The sequence below is a fragment of the Acinetobacter radioresistens DSM 6976 = NBRC 102413 = CIP 103788 genome (assembly GCF_006757745.1).
In the GTDB taxonomy this organism is placed as follows: domain Bacteria; phylum Pseudomonadota; class Gammaproteobacteria; order Pseudomonadales; family Moraxellaceae; genus Acinetobacter; species Acinetobacter radioresistens.
Window position 1 is genome coordinate 229484 of record NZ_AP019740.1, and the last position, 18437, is coordinate 247920.

The following is an 18437-nucleotide window of genomic DNA, read 5'->3' on the forward strand; positions in this document are numbered from 1 at the left end:
TAAAACCAGAGTCCAGATCAACATATATAAATTAAATGAAGTTGGTCTAGACAAGGAGAAAAAATGGATATCCTGATTTGTGATGATGAGCCATTGGCCGTCGAACGCTTATCTCGTCTGGTTACCCAGCTCGGGCACCATGTAGTCGCTACAACATCAAGTGGTCAGCATACGATTGCACTGGTCCAGCAGTATCAGCCTGATGTTGTATTGCTTGATATTCAAATGCCGGAAATGGATGGTTTGCAATGTGCTGAACAGCTAAACCAGCTGGACCTTATGCCGGCGATTGTCTTTTGTACGGCTTATGAAGATCATGCATTGGAAGCTTTTAAATCAAGTGCGGAAGGTTATCTGCTCAAGCCCATAGAGGTCAGTGAGCTGCAGCAGGTTCTGGACAGGCTGACCCGTTTGAACCAGGCACAAATGTCGGGCCTGAAGCAGAAAGATATAGATACGGCAAAATTACAGCGTCAGCAAATTACTGCAAAAAGTTATCGGGGTGTTGAGCTGGTGCCTGTGGAGAATATTTACTATTTTTTAGCTGACCAGAAATATGTCACAGTACGTCATAAACATGGCAGCATTTTGATTGATGAGACCTTAAAAGAACTTGAACAGGAATTTTCGGAGAAGTTTATCCGGATCCATCGTAATGCACTGGTATCTGTTGACTATCTGGATGGGCTTGAGGTTGTGACTTCCGGACAGTATCAGGTACGCTGCCGTGAACTTGACGAGCGGCTGGCCGTAAGCCGTCGCCATTTACCTGGTCTGCGTGAGCGGATACAAAAGCTTTAAAGAACTAAAATAGGACGGTTTTATCGGCTTTGGACGATAATTTACTTGCATTTTTAGGGGATCACGTTAAGTTTAAAGGGACTTTTTAACGCCTGAATTATGATGATGACCTTAAAAATTGCAACCCGTAAAAGCCCTCTAGCGCTCTGGCAAGCTGAACATATTCGTGCCCGTTTGCAGGAACTTCACCCTGGCTTGACGGTAGAACTGGTCACGTTTGTAACCCAGGGCGATAAGATTCTTGATACTCCTCTGGCAAAAATTGGGGGTAAGGGCCTGTTTGTAAAAGAACTTGAAGCTGCCTTGCTGGATGGGCGTGCTGATTTGGCAGTGCACTCGATGAAAGATGTGCCTATGCATTTGCCAACAGGGTTATCGTTACCTGTGATCTGTGAACGTGAAGATCCATGTGATGCTTTTGTTTCAAATCGTTTTGAAGGCTTTGAGCAGTTACCAAAGGGGGCAACAGTCGGGACGTCAAGTTTACGCCGTAAAACCCAGATTTTGAAAGCCCGTCCAGATCTGAATATTCTCGATTTACGTGGTAACGTGGGTACCCGTCTGTCTAAACTTGATGCAGGTGAATATGATGCGATTATTCTGGCTAGTGCTGGTTTGAAACGTCTGGGATTGAGTGAGCGCATTAAACATACCCTGTCTCCGGAATTAAGTCTGCCCGCTGTTGGGCAAGGTGCGCTAGGACTAGAATGCCGTACAGATGATCAGGCCATACTTGATCTGATTTCTCCACTTCAGCATGAGCAGACAAGTATATGTGTACGGGCAGAGCGAGCATTTAATAGTCATTTGGAAGGAGGGTGTCAGGTTCCGATTGCTGCTTACGCGACTCTGGAAAATGGCCAGCTCCAGCTTGAAGGCCGTGTAGGAAGTGTGGATGGCTTAATATTACTTTCATCTCAAGTTTCAGGACAGCCGGAACATGCTGAACAGTTGGGGGTTGAATTGGCAGAAAATTTATTGTCACAAGGTGCTGGCGAGCTGCTAAAAGCCCTTTATAAGTAAGTTTTATGCTATTTATTAATACCCGCCCGCAAGAACGCAGTCAGGCATTAAGTCTTGCCTTACTGCAAGCAGGTCATCAAGTACTTGAGTTGCCTTTACTTGAACTAACACCAACTGCTTACTCACTCCAGCTACAACAACTCTATCAGAATCTGCCATTCTGTCAGGTAATTGTGGTAGTGAGTCCTGCAGCAGCAGATATTGGGATGCAGTATCTTCAGCAAAGTGGCATCAGCCTGAACGATTTAAGACAATTACAATGGATAGCGGTAGGCCAAACTACAGCTGAACACCTGAAGCATTACAGTATTTCCAGTCAGGTCCCTAAACTTGAGACCTCAGAGGGGATGCTTGAGCTTGATGTATTCAGACAATTTAATGACCTGCACAGTGTAGCATTCTGGCGCGGAGAGGGGGGGCGCCAGTTTATGATGCAAAATCTGCATCAGCAGGGAATAAAGGTTTTAAACTTTATTTTATACGAACGGTCCTGCCCGACACAAAGCATTCATGATTTTTCTAAAGTTGCAGCACAGATTATACAATACGGAAATCAGGTGCTGGTCCCTATTACTAGTGAAGCCAGCTGGTCTAACTGGCTGGATTTATGCCAGAATCAGCAGTCTGTTTTGCAGCTATGTCATTATCTGGTGCTGGGAGAGCGTTTATATCAGTTGATACACGGTTATAAAATCCAGCATCAGGCCAAATTTCAGGTTTCAAAAATAGAATATTTAAAACCTGAGGTCATACTCCAGTATATTGCAGAGTTGCAAGGGAAATTATGAGAAAGTTTTTATTCTGTATAATCATTCTGGCGTTGGCTTGGTTGGCAAAAATTAGTTATGACCTGTTTCAGGTTTCCCGCCAATTACCGGAAGTAGAAGTTAGTTTGCATCGAACTGAGCAGCTCAATGCAAGCCTCAACGACCAGGTAGTAGCTCTGCAGCGCCAGATTAGCCAGATAGCAGTGACTACCTCCACTAATCCCTCTCAGTCTCCCCAGCAGCAGTCAAGTCCAGACGTTTTAGCAGAATTTAGCCCGGTCGCATTAATTGGTGAACGTTTAGAGCTGGTTCAGTTTGCTGTCCGGCAGCAGCAGTATGTGTATGCGCTGGAAAAATTATCAGAACTGGATCGTGATTTACATGGCTATGTACTGGCACCTGAACTCAAACAAAGTCTACATCAGGTGATTCATACAGATCAGTTAGCGATTCAACAGTTCGTGCAGGCTAAAACTCGGCAACAAGAATCTTTAGATGCACTGTTGTTAGAAACTGACCAGTTACTGAAGCAGGCCATACAGCAAAATAATTTAAGTCCTGCCAAGATTCAGCCGCAACATTTCTGGCAGCGCTGGTTGCAGATTGAACCAGTTCAGCGTCCAGGAGCTATATTGATGAATCGGCAACTGGTTCTCAAAGAGGTACAGCTAAGGCTGTTACTGGTAAGACAGTCACTTATGCAGGGGCAATATGCAGAATACCAGCAGGGCCTGGATGATGTAATTAAACAGCTGAATCAGCTACCCGACTATGACAGCCAGCAGTTAAAAAAACGTTTAATGAATATGAAGTATCTGCCAGTCATACCAAATCCGAAACTTGGTGCTATGACATTACTGGGTTAAGGGGGCAGTATGAAACAGATTTTTCTTGCTTATACACTGGTTAGCTTACTGGTTTTGGCCTTATTAAGTGTACTAAGTTATGGCTACGGTGCTGGTTATGTTTATGTGCAATGGCGCAACTGGCAAATGCAGACCAATTTATGGATATGGCTAGCTTTACTGGCAATATTCGGTTTGATTATCCAGCTGGTCTGGCTACAACTAAAACGTTATCTGGCTCGGGAACAGCGTAAAACAGAAACTGTACTTGACTTCAAAACCTTACATCCTTACGAGCAGTTGGGAGTGATTTGGCTGTTACAAGCGGAACAGGATCAGCAGTTATTTATTCAACGGGTCTTTTCTCAATCAGGTCTATTAAGAGGAGTGATTGAATCACGCTTATTCTTAGGTAATGCCGAGACAGACCTTGCATTGAAAAGCTTGAATCAGGCATCTCCCCATGCATTTGAACTGGCAGAGCTACAACGGATTGAAATCTTTTTGCATCAGCAAGATCCTGAACAGGCATTAACTCATCTTGAATTTCTGAGTCAACATGCTTTGTCTCCCTGGTTACAACAAGTGGAAAGTGCCTATCAATACAGGATTAATGAGCTCTGGGGGGAATTCGCAGTTCAGTATCCATGGCTCTACTTGCGCTCCAGAAAATATGGTCACTTAAGTCACGACTATAAAGAACAGTGGCTACAGCAACTGCTGGGCCAGTTTGACCAAGCAACTCTTGATGATCTGCAAGCATTGCAGCAACGTTATTTGGACATGGCAGGTCAGATACAGAACCGTACACCTGATATTCAGATTCTATGGCTTAAGTTACTGGCACGTATGCCTGAAATGAGTCAGCAGCATGAATCACTAGCCAATTTACTGCTGGCTGATAATTTTGATCAAGATGTTTTCTATTTATGGTTTCAGCAACAATTACTTAAGCAGCAACCTGACTATGAATATGTCGAGCAGCGTATTTTATTTTTAGAAAACAAGTACCCAAGTATCCCTATATTAAGTTTTGCAAAATGGCACATATATCAAGCAACTGACCGTGCATTGGAGGCAGAGCAGTTACTTGAACTCTATCCAGATAATATATTGATGATTTATTTAAGGATCAAAACAGTATTTAAAGGAAATGAGGATTTAATTCAGCAATTAAATCTGATTTTTGAAAATGACGCTAATTTTATGCAGTTAAAGATTTAAGGAATTAATATGACCAAGTTAACAGATTACCCAGTAATTTATGAACAGAATGTTGCTTGGGGAGATATGGATGCATTTGGGCATGTCAATAATGTAATTTATTACCGTTATATAGAAAGTGCCCGTATTTGTTATCTTGATAGCTTGAATATATTCAAGCTTGATATTAATACTGTTGTGGCTTCAAGCCAGTGTAAATACCTTAAACCGGTATTTTATCCAGATCAGTTGAAAATTGGCGTCAGGGTTGAAGAGATTAGGAATAGTGCCTTTCGCATGAATTACCTGATATGGAGTAGTGCCCAACAACAAAATGTCGCTTTAGGAGAAGCAGTAATTGTTTGCGTAGATAAAGAGAATATGCAAAAGACACTCATTCCTGAAATAATAAGAGAAAAAATCATTAAGATTGAAAAAACTGTTAAGCATGATTTAAATAACCGATGATTAGTTTTATTAAATAAAACCTCCTATTTCATATTAATTTGGCTATGTTGAGTTATTGTTATTAATTTAATTAAATAGTCTTGATAATTGTATTTAAAATACATAATATGAGTTTGAATATTAATTCAAATAAATATGATTAACCTGTGTTGCGGAGCCAATATTAATGAAGCCAGATATTAGTGAACTTTCGGTAGAAGATCTCAAAAGATTACAGCTTGAAGCCGAAGCATTAATCGCCAGCAAAAAAGATCAAGCAGTAGATGAAGCTTATGAACAGGTTTTAGAAATTGCTGAAAATGTGGGTCTGACTATTGAACAGTTGCTAGAATTTGGAGCGCAAAAGCGCAAGAAAACAACACGTAAATCAGTAGAGCCACGTTATCGTAATACTGAAAATCCTGAAGAAACTTGGACAGGACGTGGTAAGCAGCCACGCTGGTTAGTAGCAGCCCTTGAAAAAGGTGCAAAACTTGAAGATTTTCTGATCTAAGTTTCATCGAACTGTCATTCGACTGCCTTAGAATGTTAAAAAAGCCAAGCATGAATGCTTGGTTTTTTTATAGCAGTGAATTGGCGAGGTAGAAAAATTATGCATAATGGGACGCAGGGGAGAAATATAGTTATAGGAAAAAAATTAAATGTTGGTTATTGCTGAATGAATAAAAGAACGAAGCAATTAACGTGGTGGATATTTGCAGTCCTGGCGTTTTTATTATTTGTAGTGTTACAGATACCTGCTGCCTGGATTATTTCAAAATTTTCAAAAGATAATCAAACCTTGCAAAATGTCAGCGGTAATATCTGGCAGGGCCAGGCAGACTGGCATAAAGATAAATTGCGTGGATCAGTCAGCTGGAAAACCAGGCCTCTCGACTTATTGCTATTACGCTTGGGAGCAGACCTGGAAATTCATAGTGCCAATACAAAGCTAAATGGTACAGTGGCCTATGGTTTAGGTAAAAAAATAATTATTCAAGAGATGAAGGGCCAGATAGCGCCAGAAACCTTAAAGACCTTAGTAGACTGGCAATGGCCAGCCAATAGTATTCAGCTTCAAAATATTAATTTACGTTATCAGAAAAATGATGGCTTTAGCGATGCAACTGGCCAGCTGCAATGGGCAGGCGGACAACTCCTGTATAGCTTGGGCTCACGGCAGGACCGAATGAATATACCCTCTTTAAAAGGAGAGATTCAAGACGACGGTGGAAAGCTCATCTTTAATATACAAGATCAGCGTGGACAGAAAATGGCAAATCTGGTTCTTGACCCGGACATGATGCTGGATGTGCAACTAACCCAGCGTCTACTCTTGAATGTCCCTTCTTATGACGGTAAAGCTGGACTTGATACCTATGTGATTAGCTCCCGTCAGCCTCTATTACGGGGCAACTGGTGATGAAAACCTATCTGAATAAACTCCAGGATATTTCCTGGTCTAAACTGGACCGGGCTGGACCGTTCGTGCTGGCATTATTAATTCTGATCTTTTGCTGGAAGCTGGCAGCGTTGTTCTGGTGGGTGGTAGCACCGCCACAAGGTATACAGTTTGAGCGCGTCATGCTGGGCTCACAGCAGCCACAAGTTCCAAATATTTCTTCATTTTCCCTGTTTTACGAACCAGGTCAAAGTGCTGCGGCGAATACATCTGCTGAAAGTTTAAATATAGAGTTGCAGGGTGTGGTCATTGGTTATCCAAACCGTTATTCCTCAGCTGTAATTAAAGTAGACCAGATTGCAGAGCGTTATCGGGTTGGAGAAACCATTGCTAATTCTTCATTTCAATTGGCAGAGGTTTACTGGGACCGGGTGATATTGCGTCAACCCAATGGTACATCTCGTGAAGTTCAGTTTAAAGGAATTGAAAATGGCCTGAACCAGCCGATTGTGCCACCCGCTGACTCTGCCACTTCGGCAGCTCCTTCGCCATCACCTGCAAATTCTTCTCAATCTGCTTTAGGACAGGCGATACAAAAAATTCAGGAAGACCGTGAACAATATTTGCAGGAAATGGGTGTAAGCTCGACCGGTAACGGTTATGAGGTCACCAGCCGTACACCGGCCGCATTGCGCAGTAAGCTGGGTTTACGCCCAGGTGACCGGATTATGTCTGTAAACGGTCAGCCTGTCGGCCAGGGACAAAGTGATATTCAGTTACTTGAACAAGCCAGACGTGAAGGGCAAGTCAGAATAGAAATAAAACGTGGTGATCAGGTGATGACCATCCAACAAAGTTTTTAAGTGGGGATACCTCACAGTAGTGTTAGGAAAAATAACAGGCTATGGCTTTATTACAACATCATCGTCCACTTTGGGCTTTAGTGGCTGCAGCACCAGTCATCGCTGCTATAAGCACTGCAGCCTATGCACAAACCTGGAAAATTAATCTGCGTGATGCAGACCTGACTGCTTTTATCAATGAAGTTGCCGATATCACAGGGAAAAATTTTGCAGTTGATCCACGGGTCCGCGGAAATGTGACGGTCATCTCTAATAAGCCACTCAATAAAAATGAAGTTTATGATCTGTTCCTGGGTGTATTAAATGTCAACGGTGTAGTGGCAATTCCATCAGGGAATACTATTAAACTGGTTCCAGATAGTAATATAAAAAGCTCAGGTGTTCCTTATGATGCACGACGTAATGCACGTGGTGATCAGGTGGTCACCCGGGTAATCTGGCTGGAAAACACGAATCCTAATGACCTGATACCAGCTTTACGTCCATTAATGCCACAGTTTGCACATCTTGCTGCAGTGGCAGGAACAAATGCTCTCATTGTCTCTGATCGTGCCAGTAATATTGCGCAATTAGAAACAATTGTCCGCAATCTCGATGGTACCGGGCAAAATGATATTGAAGCAATTAGCTTGCAGTCGAGCCAGGCAGAAGAAGTGATTGGACTGTTGGAGTCCATGAGTTCAACGGGCGCTGCTAAAGATTTTAGTGGGGCACGGGTAAGAATTATGGCAGATAACCGGACTAACCGTATTTTGATTAAAGGCGATCCGGCGACACGTAAACGTATCCGGCATATGATTGAGATGCTGGATGTACCCTCAGCAGACCGTCTGGGGGGACTTAAAGTATTCCGCTTGAAATATGCCAGTGCCCAGAACCTGTCCGAGATCCTGCAAGGACTGGTGACCGGGCAGGCAGTAAATAGCAACAATAATTCAAATAATTCTGGTTCCAGTAATTCTATTAATAACCTGACTAATAATACTGGCACTAATAATCAGGGCGGCACTGGCTCTGGAATTTCTACACCGGGTATTAACCTCAACGCTAACACTAATTCCGGGCAAAATCCGATCAGTAGTTTTAATGCCAATGGGGTTAGCATTATTGCGGATACTAACCAGAATGCTCTGGTAGTTAAGGCTGATCCCCAGCTGATGCGTGAAATTGAATCAGCAATTCAGCAATTGGATATACGTCGCCAGCAGGTTCTGATTGAAGCTGCAATTATTGAAGTTGCTGGTGATGATGCAGATCAGCTTGGAGTGCAGTGGGCACTCGGTGATATCAGCAGTGGAATTGGCTTGGTTAATTTTACAAATGTAGGAAGCAGTCTCGCCAGTCTTGCTGCTGGTTATCTGGCTGGTGGTTCAGCACTTGCTAATGCAGCCAGTAATTTAAGAGGTTCATCACTTCTTTTAGGTGACTATCGTGAAGGTGCTGATGGCTCACGACGTTTGTATGGCGCCCTGATTCAGGCCTTAAAGGACAATACCAAGTCTAATCTGTTGTCCACACCCTCTATTGTTACCATGGATAATGAAGAGGCTTATATCGTTGTCGGCCAGAATGTCCCATTTGTTACCGGTTCAGTGACAACAAATGCAAATGGTGTAAATCCTTATACAACTGTGGAACGTAAAGATGTTGGTGTGACTCTAAAAGTTATTCCACATGTTGGTGAAAATGGTACTGTCCGGCTGGAGGTGGAGCAGGAAGTATCAAATGTACAGCCTAATAAAGGACAGGCTACAGACTTGGTTACCAGTAAACGTGCAATTAAAACAGCAGTCTTGGCTGAACATGGTCAAACAGTCGTACTCGGTGGACTAATCTCAGATAATTCTATTTACAGTCGACAGGCTGTACCGGGTTTGGGGGCTATCCCGGGCATAGGCCGCCTGTTCCGGTCTGACAGTAACAGTAATGAAAAGCGAAACCTGCTGGTATTTATCCATCCGACCATTGTCGGCGATGCTAATGATGTACGCCGATTAACGCAACGCCGTTATGATCAGCTTTATAGCTTACAGCTGGCTATGGATAAAGACGGGAATTTCGCCAAATTGCCTGAAAATGTAGAGGATGTCTATCAGCAACGTTTGCCGGTTCCTGCTACCTCTGATAAACCTAATGTGTACAAGCAGCTTTCTTCAGGGGGCGTTACTCCTGTGGTAAAGACGACTCCTGTAGCAATTGAACCTGGTATTGGACAACGTAGTGTAGCTTTGCCTCAACCGGAGGTAGAACGTACTAAAAATACAGTAACTACAACTACTCTGCGTCCGGCTTCTTAACAGACAAGGCACGGAACATGAAATAAGGCATGTTATGATATAAAAAAATCACAAGAGATGAGTTTATGACTTGGAAATTACAAGCAATTACAGGTGATATTACGGGGCAGGAGATCAGTATTACCCATGACATGCTGGTGGGCCGGCATCAGGACGCTGATGTATTGTTACAGTCTGCGGAAATCTCCCGCCGCCATGCTGCCCTGTTGTTAAAAGATCAGGGACTTTGGGTACAAGACCTTAATTCATCCAATGGCACTTTTGTTAATAATGTCAGGATTGACCATGAAACCTTGCTAAAAGATGGTGACATTCTGCAATTTGCCAGCCTTAAGTTCTCAATTTTGGCACCTGTAGCAGATGCAGTGCAGGATGATGAGCCAGAAGTTGAAATGGAGCCAGTGGTTGAGTCTACCGAGTCAGTTGTGGTTGAAAAAACTGCTGCAGAGCAGATGAACGAGCAAGGTATGCCGAGCCTGACTGAACGTGCAGAAGTTCCGGTTAGCCGTGAAGGGATGCCGCAGCGAGTAGATATTCCTAAGCCAGCGCCAATTCCTGAAACTGCCCAGCCTAAAGTGCAGCCGGAACCTCAGTCCGTGCCACTGGAACAGCCTGTATCACGTGTTGCTGAAGAAAAAGAGCAACAGAAAAATGCATCAGTAGGCTTAATGACAGTGATCATGCTGATTATTCTGGCAGTAATTGCATGGGTATTCTTTAAATAATTATATAGTCACATTCATGGGCATGCTCGCATGCCTTTTTATCCGGATAAAAAATATGACAGTTGCTCAACTTACAACACGCAATTTAATCCTGTTTGATCTGGATGGAACGCTGGTAGACTCAGCCACTGATCTGTTTAGAGCGATGAATATTAGCTTAAATACCCTGCAACTCCCGATGGTTACAGAACAACAGATTCGGCAATGGGTAGGTAAAGGTGCATCTAAACTATGTGAAGACGTATTACTTAATCTTCTGGGTGAAGTTGAACCGAGTCAGCATCAGCAGCTCTACGCAGAATTTTTAGAAGTATATGCTGCTGGTATTTGTGTGGACAGTAAGCCATTTCCTGGGGTATTTGATTTTCTTGACTATGCCGTCCGGCAAGATATTACTTTGGCTTGTGTGACCAATAAACCACAAAAACTGGCTGAAGCCTTACTCTATGAATTAAGGCTGGACCAGTATTTTAAATTGGTGGTCGGTGGTGATAGCTTGGAACATAAAAAACCGCATCCTCTACCTCTACTGCACTGTATGGATGTTCTCAAGAGTAATACGAAACAGACACTATTAATTGGTGATTCAAGCAATGATATTGAGGCAGCACGCCGTGCAGGGGTTGATTGTATTGTCGTAAGCTATGGTTATAATCATGGTGAAGATATTCATGACTCGGCTCCACAGCAGGTCGTAGATGATTTAAGAGAATTAATTGATCATTGAAAAAGTTTAGAAAGTGAAGGATACAACAATGGACGACAGTATGGTTTTTCGATGGCGACATAACATAGCTTTAAAGCCTGATGCCTAACTTACCGAAAAACAATCAAGAGTCCCTGTATGACCACCCTAAACCAGTTTGAATCACTTAAACATGCCGGCTATAACCTGATCCCTGTTTACCGTCAGCGCCTGGCAGATACCGAAACTCCGCTGTCCGTATTTGCGCGTTTAAAACACCATAGTCAAGCTTATCTGTTTGAATCAGTTGAGGGGGGTGAAAACTGGGCCAGATATTCAATGATTGGCTTGGGTGAATCTGTAGTATTTTCTTGTAATGAGGGAGAACTCACTGTAAAAGCTGCTGATGGCCAGCTTACCACCCAAATGTGTGATGATCCATTCCAGTTTATTCGAGACTTCCAAGCTCAGTTTAAAGTACCTGATGCGCAGTTGTTACCTGGATTGCCCGGTTTTACAGGAGGGCTAGTCGGTTATTTTGGCTATGATGCAGTGCGCTATATTGAACCCAAGCTCAATAATATGCCGCAAGCAGATCCAGTGGGCTTGCCAGATATATGGATGATGCTGTCAAAAACAGTCATTATTTTTGACAATCTTAAAGATACGCTATTTCTGATTGTGCATGCAGATATCAATGATCCTGAAGCCTATCAGCGCGCGCAGTTACAACTCGATCATCTGGAACAGACACTGAATACACCAATCAGCTTGCAGGCTTATCCACACACCCCACCACATTTTGAGTCTCTCACCGGAAAAGATAGATTCCTTGAGTCGATTGAGACAGTTAAGGAGTATATCCGGGCTGGTGATGTAATGCAGGTAGTGCCAGGTCACCGTATGGTATCTGAGTTTGATGGAGAGGCGTTACAGGTTTATCGTGCATTACGTCACCTTAATCCGTCACCTTATTTATTTTTAGTACAAGGCCAAACTTTAACTGATGGCAAGCCCTTTCATGTTGTAGGTTCATCGCCTGAAATTCTTTCTCGTCTGGAAAATGGGATAGCAACTGTACGGCCACTTGCAGGAACCCGTCCGCGTGGTAAAACCAAGGAAGAGGACTTGGCGCTTGAACAGGACCTTTTATCTGATGAAAAAGAGATTGCCGAACATTTAATGCTGATTGATCTGGGGCGTAACGATATCGGTCGAGTCTCACAAATTGGTAAGGTACAGGTGACGGACCGCATGGTTATTGAACGCTATTCACACGTCATGCATATTGTTTCAAATGTGCAAGGTGAAGTAAGTGAAGATATTGATGCACTAGATGTATTTAAAGCTACTTTTCCGGCTGGAACACTTTCTGGCGCCCCTAAAATTCGTGCAATGCAAATTATTGATGAAGTCGAGCCAGTTAAACGTGGGATTTTCGGTGGGGCTGTAGGTTATTTGGGATGGCATGGTGAAATGGATATGTCGATTGCCATTCGAACTTGTGTGATTCGTGAAAATAAGGTTTATGTACAGGCTGGAGCGGGGCTGGTCGCTGACTCGAATCCTGAATCTGAATGGAATGAAACTCAAATAAAAGCTCGCGCAGTGATCAAAGCGGTTGAATTATCATCAAACGGATTGATTTTATGAGTTTTTGAGAGTTTTTTTTAAAAAAACTGTTGCATGCCTGCGAAGTTTTGCTAAACTGCACACCGTTCCGATACGAAACGTACGAAACACTAAGAAGCGCCGGCATAGCTCAGTTGGTAGAGCAACTGACTTGTAATCAGTAGGTCCACAGTTCGAATCCGTGTGCCGGCACCATCTAAAGTGTGTAAGTTTGTAGAGGAAAGCACTGAAATAAGTGCGATTGGTGGGATTCCCGAGCGGTCAAAGGGAGCAGACTGTAACTCTGCCGCGTAAGCTTCGAAGGTTCGAATCCTTCTCCCACCACCAACTTTTACTTTAAATGTAGTGGTCAATTACCAACAATGCGGGAGTAGCTCAGTTGGTAGAGCGGTAGCCTTCCAAGCTGCATGTCGCGAGTTCGAACCTCGTCTCCCGCTCCATTTAAAGCTAAATTTCGCTCTTATAGCTCAGTGGTAGAGCACTCCCTTGGTAAGGGAGAGGTCTCCAGTTCAAATCTGGATAAGAGCTCCAGATACAGTTTAGTAGATTTTTCTACAAAGTTTTTAAAAAGCAGGCTTTTAAGTCTGCTTTTCAAGTATTGGGTGTCTGTTTTTAGACAATGGGTCGATGAGCTGAGTTATCTCAGGGCTGTTTTCTTAAGCTGGTTTCGACGTAAACGAGGAAGATCATCATGGCTAAAGCCAAGTTTGAACGTAATAAGCCACACGTAAACGTGGGCACAATCGGTCACGTTGACCATGGTAAAACAACTTTAACCGCTGCGATTGCAACAATCTGTGCAAAAACTTACGGCGGTGAAGCGAAAGATTACGCAGCAATTGACTCTGCACCAGAAGAAAAAGCGCGTGGTATTACCATTAATACTTCACACGTAGAATATGACTCTCCAACTCGTCACTACGCTCACGTAGACTGCCCGGGCCACGCTGACTATGTTAAAAACATGATCACTGGTGCTGCTCAGATGGACGGCGCGATCCTTGTATGTGCAGCAACTGATGGCCCAATGCCACAGACTCGTGAACACATCCTGCTTTCTCGTCAGGTTGGTGTACCTTACATCATCGTGTTCCTGAACAAATGTGACCTTGTTGATGACGAAGAGTTACTTGAACTAGTAGAAATGGAAGTTCGTGAACTTCTGTCTACTTATGACTTCCCAGGTGATGACACTCCAATCATCCGTGGTTCAGCTCTTCAAGCACTGAACGGCAACGACGGTCAGTATGGCGAGTCTGCAGTTCTTGCTCTGGTTGAAGCGCTTGACACTTACATTCCAGAACCAGAACGTGCAATCGACAAAGCATTCCTGATGCCAATCGAAGACGTATTCTCAATTTCAGGTCGTGGTACAGTAGTTACGGGCCGTGTTGAGTCTGGTATTGTTAAAGTCGGCGAAGAAGTTGAAATCGTTGGTATCAAAGATACAGTTAAAACGACTGTAACGGGTGTGGAAATGTTCCGTAAGCTGCTTGACGAAGGTCGTGCAGGCGAGAACTGTGGTGTTCTGCTACGTGGTACTAAACGTGAAGACGTTCAGCGTGGTCAGGTACTGGCTAAACCAGGTACAATCAAGCCGCACACTAAATTCGATGCAGAAGTATATGTACTTTCTAAAGAAGAAGGTGGTCGTCACACTCCATTCCTGAATGGTTACCGTCCACAGTTCTACTTCCGTACAACTGACGTAACTGGTGCGATCCAGCTGAAAGAAGGCGTTGAAATGGTTATGCCAGGTGACAACGTTGAGATGTCAGTTGAGCTGATCCACCCGATCGCGATGGACGCTGGTTTGCGTTTTGCGATTCGTGAAGGTGGTCGTACAGTAGGTGCTGGTGTTGTTGCGAAAGTAACTGCATAATATATAATAGTTGAATCTTCAAGCCGTGAACCCTGATTTTCGGCTTGTCTTACAGGCCAGTAGTTCAATTGGTAGAGCGTCGGTCTCCAAAACCGAATGTTGGGGGTTCGAGTCCCTCCTGGCCTGCCACTTTTTCTGAATAAAAAAGCTTGATGCTGGCTGAATTGTCATATAATAAGTCGCGAATCCTACGACGAGTACAAAAATGTCGAATGATAAATCGCGTGACGCATTGAGCGACGCGCCAATTCCTCAAAGAAATAATCCTGCTGAAGTTGTCCGTTCCGGGTCTGTGCTAGATGTTGTGCTATGGCTTATTGCTTTAGCCTTATTAATCAGTGCGACTTTGGTGAACCAGCATCTGCCAGCGTATTGGGCACCTGCAAATGATATTTGGGTGCGCGTTGGGGTAATTTTGGCTTGTATCGTAGTGGCTTTAGGTTTATTATACGCCACCCATCAAGGCAAAGCCTTTATTCGTTTGTTGAAAGACGCGCGAGTTGAGCTGCGCCGAGTCACTTGGCCAACCAAGCAAGAAACCGTGACCACATCTTGGCAGGTTCTTGTGGTTGTTATCATTGCATCAGTGGTACTGTGGTGTTTTGACTACGGATTGGGTTGGTTGATTAAGCTAATTATCGGGTAAAGAGCTATGAAACGTTGGTACATTATTCATGCCTATTCGGGCTATGAAAAACAAGTGATGCGTTCGCTTAATGATCGAATCCAGCGTAGCGCTGTTGCCGACAGCTTTGGTGAAGTCCTGGTCCCTACCGAAGAAGTGGTAGAGATGAAGGATGGCAAAAAACGTAAATCTGAACGTAAATTCTTTCCAGGCTATGTGTTAGTCGAAATGGAAATGAATGATGATACTTGGCATATTGTAAAAGAATGTCCAAAAGTGCTTGGTTTTATCGGTGGTACGCCTGAAAAACCTGCACCCATCACTCAGCGTGAAGCAGATGCGATTCTTGCACGTGTTCGCAATACTGGTGAAGCACCTCGTCCTAAGACAATGTTCGAGCCAGGTGAAGAATTACTCGTAGTTGACGGTCCATTCACCGACTTTAAAGGCGTGGTGGAAGAAGTTCAATACGATAAGTCACGTTTAACGCTGACCATCAATGTATTTAACCGACCTACACAGGTTGAACTCGAGTTTCGCCAAGTCGAAAAATCAGTTTAAGCTAGGTTGGTGTTAAAACGCCCGATTCGTCGGGCATTGTTATGGTAACGATTACTGTTACATGAATAAATCGGGGAGCCTGACGGCGTTTGTACCCAGAGGTATTTAATAATGGCTAAGAAGATTGACGGCTATATCAAGCTGCAAGTTCCAGCTGGTAAAGCGAATCCATCTCCACCGATTGGTCCTGCATTAGGTCAACGTGGTGTAAACATCATGGCATTCTGTAAAGAATTCAATGCTGCTACACAAAAAGTTGAACCAGGTCTGCCAATTCCTGTCGTGATCACTGTGTACAACGACAAGTCGTTCACTTTTATCATGAAAACTCCACCTGCAGCAATTCTTCTTAAGAAAGCTGCTGGTATCCAAAAAGGTTCAGCTATACCTAACAAAACTAAAGTGGGTAAGTTGACTCGTGCTCAATTAGAAGAAATTGCGACTACTAAAGAACCAGATCTAACTGGTGCTGATTTAGACGCACGTGTACGTACCATTGCTGGTTCTGCGCGTTCTATGGGCTTGGAAGTGGAGCTATAAGACATGGCAAAGTTAACTAAACGTCAAAAAGCCATTGCTGCTGCTATTGAAGCAAACAAAGTTTACACTTTAGAAGAAGCAGTACAGGTTCTAAGCAGCCTTCCAGCAGCGAAATTCAAAGAATCTTTGGATATCGCAGTAAACCTTGGTGTAGATCCACGTAAATCTGACCAGGTTGTTCGTGGTGCGACTACGCTTCCTGCAGGTACTGGTAAAACTGTACGTGTTGCAGTTTTTGCTCAAGGTGCACAAGCAGAAGCAGCTAAAGCAGCTGGTGCTGATATTGTTGGTTTTGATGACCTTGCTGAGAGCATCCAAGGTGGTGATCTGAACTTTGATGTTGTGATCGCTGCGCCTGACGCTATGCGCGTTGTAGGTAAATTGGGTACGATTCTTGGTCCGCGTGGCTTAATGCCAAACCCGAAAGTGGGTACTGTAACTCCTGACGTGGCAAATGCAGTTAAAAATGCAAAGTCAGGTCAAGCACGTTACCGTGTAGACAAAGCAGGTATTATCCATGCTGCAATCGGCCAGATTGGCTTTGAAGCATCTGCTGTTCGTCAAAACGTTGAAACTTTGATTGCTGATTTGAAAAAACTTAAACCAGCGACCTCAAAAGGTGTATACATCAAGAAAATCACACTAAGCTCTACTATGGGTCCTGGTCTGGTTGTTGATGTAAGCAACGTTTCTAACTAAGTTTATTCTTAGACAGAATTCTTAAAATCTCCAGTAGCTTGGAAATATAAATTTTTAGCAACTGGAGTGGACTTTGAATTGATAGGTTAAAGCCTATTAGCGTCAAAGACCTCAGGCGAGGGAAGGTTCTGTACCTGAACTCTTAATAGCCCAGCCTGCGTAGACGCGGTGGTGTGATTTATTCCTCCTCCGCGTGTAAGTCCAGTGATTGGATTTACGAATTGGGAGTGTACCTGTTTGGGTACATAAATCACCGTTAGGAGGTTTTACAATGGCTCTTCTTATCGAAGACAAAAAACAGATCGTTGCAGAAGTAAGTGAAGTTGCTTCTAAAGCGTTCTCAGCTGTTGTTGCTGACTACCAAGGTCTGACAGTTGGGCAGTTAACTGCTCTTCGTGTTGAAGCTCGTAAGCTTGGTGTTACTACACGTATCGTGCGTAACACTCTGGCTAAGCGTGCTCTTCAAGATACTCAATTCAATATCTTGAATGACAACCTTGTTGGCCCAACAATCTTGGCTTTCTCAACTTCTGAAGATGACATGGGTGCAGCTGCACGCTTGTTTGAAGAATTTGCTAAAACTAACAAAGCATTTGAACTTAAAGCTGCTGCCTTTGATGGCAAGGTTTATGAAGGTGCTGAAGTTAGTGTAATCGCGAATCTTCCAAACCAAGAAAAAGCACTTACTATGCTTGCTAATGTTCTTCAGGCTCCTATCTCGAAATTGGGTCGCCTTATTACTGCGCTCAAAGAGAAAAACGAGTCAGAAGCTGCTTAAGCTTAAATCTACTTTCACACCATTCAATATCCATTTGGAGTTACTCTCATGGCTTTAACTAACGAAGAAATCTTAAATGCAGTTGCTGAAAAAACTGTTCTTGAGCTTGTTGAACTGATCTCTGCTTTCGAAGAGAAATTCAATGTATCTGCTGCTGCTGTAGCTGTTGCTGCTGCTCCAGGTGCTGGCGCTGCTGCTGCTGAAGAACAAACTGAATTCAACGTTGAGTTGACTTCTTTCGGCGCGAACAAAGTTGCTGTAATTAAAGCAGTTCGTGAAGCAACTGGCCTTGGTCTTAAAGAAGCTAAAGATCTTGTTGAAAGCGCTCCTTCAGCTGTTAAAGAAGGCGTTTCTAAAGAAGAAGGCGAAGAGCTTAAGAAAAAACTTGAAGAAGCTGGTGCTACAGTTACTCTTAAGTAATTCTTTAAGGAGTCGATTTTTTAATCGGCTCCATAAAATGGCTGATGGCTCTTGGGTCATCAGCCTTTTTGCGTTACAATAATCGGCTCGATTTTTGTTAGTTTGCTGAATATATCGGTTAATTTAATAATAAATCAAATAAATTCAAACGCTTACCAATATTTTTTGATTTGAAAATATTGATAAGCGTTTTCATACCACTCAAGATTGCAGCTTTTGTAAAAAGTGGTGGCCATATCGGC

20 protein-coding genes and 5 tRNA genes are annotated in these 18437 nt (G+C 43.4%); all 25 read left to right on the forward strand.

The window, feature by feature from the left end; genetic code table 11:
* Nucleotides 1-63 precede the first annotated feature (63 nt).
* The 25 genes from ACRAD_RS01070 to rplL all read left to right on the forward strand — a co-directional run bounded on the left by ACRAD_RS01070 (nt 64) and on the right by rplL (nt 18195).
* Nucleotides 64-801 (forward strand): LytR/AlgR family response regulator transcription factor, encoded by a 738-nt coding sequence (locus tag ACRAD_RS01070; RefSeq protein ID WP_005022996.1) that lies wholly within the window; start codon nt 64-66, stop codon nt 799-801.
* Nucleotides 802-903: 102 nt separating this feature from the next.
* On the forward strand, nt 904-1824 hold the full coding sequence (hemC, locus tag ACRAD_RS01075) for a hydroxymethylbilane synthase (protein WP_026444029.1): 921 nt from the start codon (nt 904-906) through the stop codon (nt 1822-1824).
* Between the two features lie 5 nt (nt 1825-1829).
* Nucleotides 1830-2612 (forward strand): uroporphyrinogen-III synthase, encoded by a 783-nt coding sequence (locus ACRAD_RS01080; protein WP_005023000.1) that lies wholly within the window; start codon nt 1830-1832, stop codon nt 2610-2612.
* Nucleotides 2609-3457 carry a hypothetical protein gene (locus ACRAD_RS01085; protein WP_005023002.1) on the forward strand — a complete coding sequence of 283 codons (849 nt, stop codon included), beginning with the start codon at nt 2609-2611 and terminating at the stop codon, nt 3455-3457. The genes ACRAD_RS01080 and ACRAD_RS01085 overlap by 4 nt, the downstream gene beginning before the upstream one ends.
* Before the next feature lie 9 nt (nt 3458-3466).
* Nucleotides 3467-4660: a membrane protein gene (locus ACRAD_RS01090; RefSeq protein ID WP_005023003.1), complete on the forward strand. Its 1194-nt coding sequence runs from the start codon at nt 3467-3469 to the stop codon at nt 4658-4660.
* A gap of 9 nt (nt 4661-4669) precedes the next feature.
* Entirely contained in the window at nt 4670-5107 is a 438-nt protein-coding gene (locus ACRAD_RS01095; protein ID WP_005023004.1) for an acyl-CoA thioesterase, read from the forward strand.
* A gap of 166 nt (nt 5108-5273) precedes the next feature.
* Complete coding sequence (locus tag ACRAD_RS01100) at nt 5274-5600, forward strand: H-NS histone family protein (RefSeq protein ID WP_005017085.1); 327 nt, start codon at nt 5274-5276, stop codon at nt 5598-5600.
* Nucleotides 5601-5765: 165 nt separating this feature from the next.
* Nucleotides 5766-6509 carry a type II secretion system protein N gene (gene gspN, locus ACRAD_RS01105; RefSeq protein ID WP_005017083.1) on the forward strand — a complete coding sequence of 248 codons (744 nt, stop codon included), beginning with the start codon at nt 5766-5768 and terminating at the stop codon, nt 6507-6509.
* Nucleotides 6509-7351: a type II secretion system protein N gene (locus tag ACRAD_RS01110; protein ID WP_005023006.1), complete on the forward strand. Its 843-nt coding sequence runs from the start codon at nt 6509-6511 to the stop codon at nt 7349-7351. Before gspN ends, ACRAD_RS01110 begins: the two co-directional genes overlap by 1 nt.
* A gap of 41 nt (nt 7352-7392) precedes the next feature.
* Entirely contained in the window at nt 7393-9648 is a 2256-nt protein-coding gene (gene gspD, locus ACRAD_RS01115) for a type II secretion system secretin GspD (protein WP_005023008.1), read from the forward strand.
* Nucleotides 9649-9713: 65 nt separating this feature from the next.
* On the forward strand, nt 9714-10373 hold the full coding sequence (locus tag ACRAD_RS01120) for an FHA domain-containing protein (protein ID WP_005023009.1): 660 nt from the start codon (nt 9714-9716) through the stop codon (nt 10371-10373).
* Between the two features lie 55 nt (nt 10374-10428).
* Nucleotides 10429-11100 (forward strand): phosphoglycolate phosphatase, encoded by a 672-nt coding sequence (locus ACRAD_RS01125; protein ID WP_005023011.1) that lies wholly within the window; start codon nt 10429-10431, stop codon nt 11098-11100.
* A gap of 117 nt (nt 11101-11217) precedes the next feature.
* On the forward strand, nt 11218-12711 hold the full coding sequence (trpE, locus tag ACRAD_RS01130; RefSeq protein WP_005023013.1) for an anthranilate synthase component I: 1494 nt from the start codon (nt 11218-11220) through the stop codon (nt 12709-12711).
* A 98-nt stretch (nt 12712-12809) separates the two neighbouring features.
* Nucleotides 12810-12885, forward strand: a tRNA-Thr gene (locus tag ACRAD_RS01135).
* Nucleotides 12886-12933: 48 nt separating this feature from the next.
* Nucleotides 12934-13017: transfer RNA gene (locus tag ACRAD_RS01140), tRNA-Tyr, on the forward strand.
* A 37-nt stretch (nt 13018-13054) separates the two neighbouring features.
* Nucleotides 13055-13130: transfer RNA gene (locus tag ACRAD_RS01145), tRNA-Gly, on the forward strand.
* A gap of 16 nt (nt 13131-13146) precedes the next feature.
* A tRNA-Thr gene (locus ACRAD_RS01150) sits at nt 13147-13221 on the forward strand.
* Nucleotides 13222-13381: 160 nt separating this feature from the next.
* Nucleotides 13382-14572: an elongation factor Tu gene (gene tuf / locus ACRAD_RS01155; RefSeq protein WP_005017071.1), complete on the forward strand. Its 1191-nt coding sequence runs from the start codon at nt 13382-13384 to the stop codon at nt 14570-14572.
* 53 nt (nt 14573-14625) lie between these two features.
* Nucleotides 14626-14701: transfer RNA gene (locus ACRAD_RS01160), tRNA-Trp, on the forward strand.
* A gap of 76 nt (nt 14702-14777) precedes the next feature.
* The gene (gene secE, locus ACRAD_RS01165) at nt 14778-15218 is read left to right on the forward strand and encodes a preprotein translocase subunit SecE (RefSeq protein ID WP_005023016.1); all 441 of its coding nucleotides are present in this window, start codon (nt 14778-14780) and stop codon (nt 15216-15218) included.
* Between the two features lie 6 nt (nt 15219-15224).
* Nucleotides 15225-15758 carry a transcription termination/antitermination protein NusG gene (nusG, locus tag ACRAD_RS01170; protein WP_005023018.1) on the forward strand — a complete coding sequence of 178 codons (534 nt, stop codon included), beginning with the start codon at nt 15225-15227 and terminating at the stop codon, nt 15756-15758.
* 111 nt (nt 15759-15869) lie between these two features.
* Nucleotides 15870-16298 (forward strand): 50S ribosomal protein L11, encoded by a 429-nt coding sequence (rplK, locus tag ACRAD_RS01175; RefSeq protein WP_005017067.1) that lies wholly within the window; start codon nt 15870-15872, stop codon nt 16296-16298.
* Between the two features lie 3 nt (nt 16299-16301).
* The gene (gene rplA / locus ACRAD_RS01180; protein ID WP_005017065.1) at nt 16302-16997 is read left to right on the forward strand and encodes a 50S ribosomal protein L1; all 696 of its coding nucleotides are present in this window, start codon (nt 16302-16304) and stop codon (nt 16995-16997) included.
* A gap of 271 nt (nt 16998-17268) precedes the next feature.
* Nucleotides 17269-17775, forward strand: coding sequence for a 50S ribosomal protein L10 (gene rplJ, locus ACRAD_RS01185; protein WP_005017063.1), 507 nt, complete (start codon nt 17269-17271; stop codon nt 17773-17775).
* A 48-nt stretch (nt 17776-17823) separates the two neighbouring features.
* Nucleotides 17824-18195 (forward strand): 50S ribosomal protein L7/L12, encoded by a 372-nt coding sequence (gene rplL, locus ACRAD_RS01190; protein WP_005017060.1) that lies wholly within the window; start codon nt 17824-17826, stop codon nt 18193-18195.
* Nucleotides 18196-18437: the final 242 nt, after the last annotated feature.